Below are 2,215 nucleotides of genomic sequence, written 5' to 3'. Positions count from 1 at the left end.
ACCTTTGAGCAACCACTCAACGGTGACGGGCTTCGTCGTCGTTTTCGCACACAGCCTAAAAGTACAGACCCGAAAATGCCCACCTCCTAGTGGTGGCCCACCGCACACAAACCCCTCACGACCTCATTCGGGGAAATACTAACCCAAGCGTTGGTCCATCATGCAGGTATCGGGCCAGGCGCATTCATCTTGTATGACAGTGACCACCTTGTACTTCGAAACCGATACTCCCGATGAGCTTCGCAAACCCGGGTTTTCCAAATAGCGCCGTGTAGAGCCGCAAATCCTTGTCGGGCTGCTTACTGATGCCACTGGGTTTCCATTGCATGTGGGCGCGTTTGCTGGCAACTCGGCAGAAACCCACACGATGCTGCCGATGATCACACGTTTCCAAGATGCCTATCAACTCGATGAAGTCACCGTCGTTGCTGATGCGGGCATGTTTTCCGCGGCGAACAAACAAGCACTCGTCGGTGTAGGGCTGCACTACGGTCCTACATCTTGTCGGTGAAACCCCCACCGTGCCTGAGCTGATCGAAACCTGGCGGCGGGAAAACCGGAAGGGCCGCTTAAGTCGATCCTTTTTGGAGATCCCGAAAGGCCGCAGTTGCGGCATTCTTTCCACATAGTCCATGAACTCCAGCCCCTGGTGGAGAGGAATGTGAACAGATATAGACACCTTGCACACCAATCCAATATGGATTCGTGGTCATCCTAGGGCGAAATACCAGCTGTAGTCCGTCGTTTCCTCCACCAATGATGTCCCCATTGCGGTAGTTCCTATTGGACGATTCCATTTGCTGCGGGTTAATGCTTTTGCTCATAACAATTTGATCACGGAACCCTGGAGCAAATCTTTCTATTTGTTCAGTGACTAGCCCTGTAGCGTCTCCTGAGTATCCTTTAGGCACATGCGCATATGCGTAAATTGGATTTAGATTTTCATTGCTGCGTGTAGGATCTGCCATATATTGCTGTCCGACAAGGACGAAGGGTCGTGAAGGCATCTTTCCTTTAGCTCTTAAAGATTCGGAAAGTAGTGTTTCTTTGGCATTGCCACCAAGGTGGACAGTGCCTGCACGTCTACAATGTGAACTTTTCCAAGGGATGTCTCCGCTGATTGCATAGTCAACTTTGAAAGCGGAAGATCCAGATCTGAAATTTGAGTATTGCTTTTTAATTCTTGATGGCATCTCATCTCCATACAAGGAGAGGATCTGTTGGGGAGAAAGATCTAGAAGAACAAGATCTGCGGTTGGAATATCCCTTTTCGAAATAACGGGACTATTAGTATGGATCGTTACGTTCTTTTGGGTGAGAGCTTTTCCTAGAGCCGATACAATTGCGCCTGATCCTCCTTTTGCTACCGGCCAACCCCACCGGTGGGCTGCAGCAGCGAGCATTATTCCGAGCGATGCAGTTAGCGGTTGGTCGAGAGAGGTAAAAGCGTGGGCTGCGATTCCCCCAAACAATGCTTTACCCGCTTCGGTTTTAAACATGCGCATAAGTGTTGAGGCTGGCAGAGAAGCATATGGAGCGAACTTGGCAAGAGCGACTGGGTGTTGAGGAATATGAAGAAGTGGGCGGAAAGTGTCCTCTGCCAGGAGGTCGAAGTTCCTTACGCTGCTCCCGACTATCTTTCTCCAGATGTCTCCGTCGACTCCCAGATGCTCGACAGTTTTGTCTAGAGACCTATACAGGATCCCAGCCCGTCCATCATCCAAAGGATGAGCGCAGTCAACTTCAGACCATGCCCATTCTAAACCGTACTTCTCTAGTTCTACCTCTTTCCAAAAACTTGATCCGACACCGAAAGGATGAAACGCTGAACAGTGGTCATGTGTCAGTCCGGGGAGCGTGTATTCCCCGGATCGTGCACCGCCTCCAATAGAAGAATTAGCTTCAAGTATTGTCACCTCAATATCGTGATTGGCGAGGAAAAGGGCCGCTGCTAAACCATTAGGACCTGCTCCCACGATAACGGCGTTTGTCACGGTTCTTCCTCCTTATTGTTGTTCATCACTTGTTCAACTGGTTGAGGTGTTTAGCTGGGGTGCAGGAAATACCGAAGCTGAAAGTGGACCGCGCCACACTGCCTAAAGGCCGGCGAAGGAAAGGATACTAGGCCTAAAACGACAAATGTTTTGTTTGCGGCGTGTCGGGCTAAACGACATTTTGTGTTGGACCTGACCCCTGTTTGGTAGACACCTGATAT

Annotated in this window: 2 protein-coding genes; one reads left to right on the top strand and one right to left on the bottom strand. The window is 50.2% G+C overall.

Annotated features, from left to right (window positions below; all coding sequences use genetic code 11):
- Positions 1 to 328 precede the first annotated feature (328 nt).
- Positions 329 to 511, top strand: a complete 183-nt coding sequence (locus tag HMPREF2978_RS13530) for a hypothetical protein (protein ID WP_371326351.1) — start codon at positions 329 to 331, stop codon at positions 509 to 511.
- A 58-nt stretch (positions 512 to 569) separates the two neighbouring features.
- Here the strand turns inward: HMPREF2978_RS13530 and HMPREF2978_RS12670 are convergent, their stop codons facing one another.
- Positions 570 to 1,994, bottom strand: coding sequence for a phytoene desaturase family protein (locus HMPREF2978_RS12670; protein ID WP_083316471.1), 1,425 nt, complete (start codon positions 1,992 to 1,994; stop codon positions 570 to 572).
- Between the last annotated feature and the right edge of the window lie 221 nt (positions 1,995 to 2,215).

The sequence above is a fragment of the Corynebacterium sp. HMSC074C01 genome, from assembly GCF_001814605.1.
GTDB lineage: Bacteria > Actinomycetota > Actinomycetes > Mycobacteriales > Mycobacteriaceae > Corynebacterium.
Note: the sequence above shows the minus strand (reverse complement) of the source record. Positions and strands in the feature narration are given on the sequence as shown.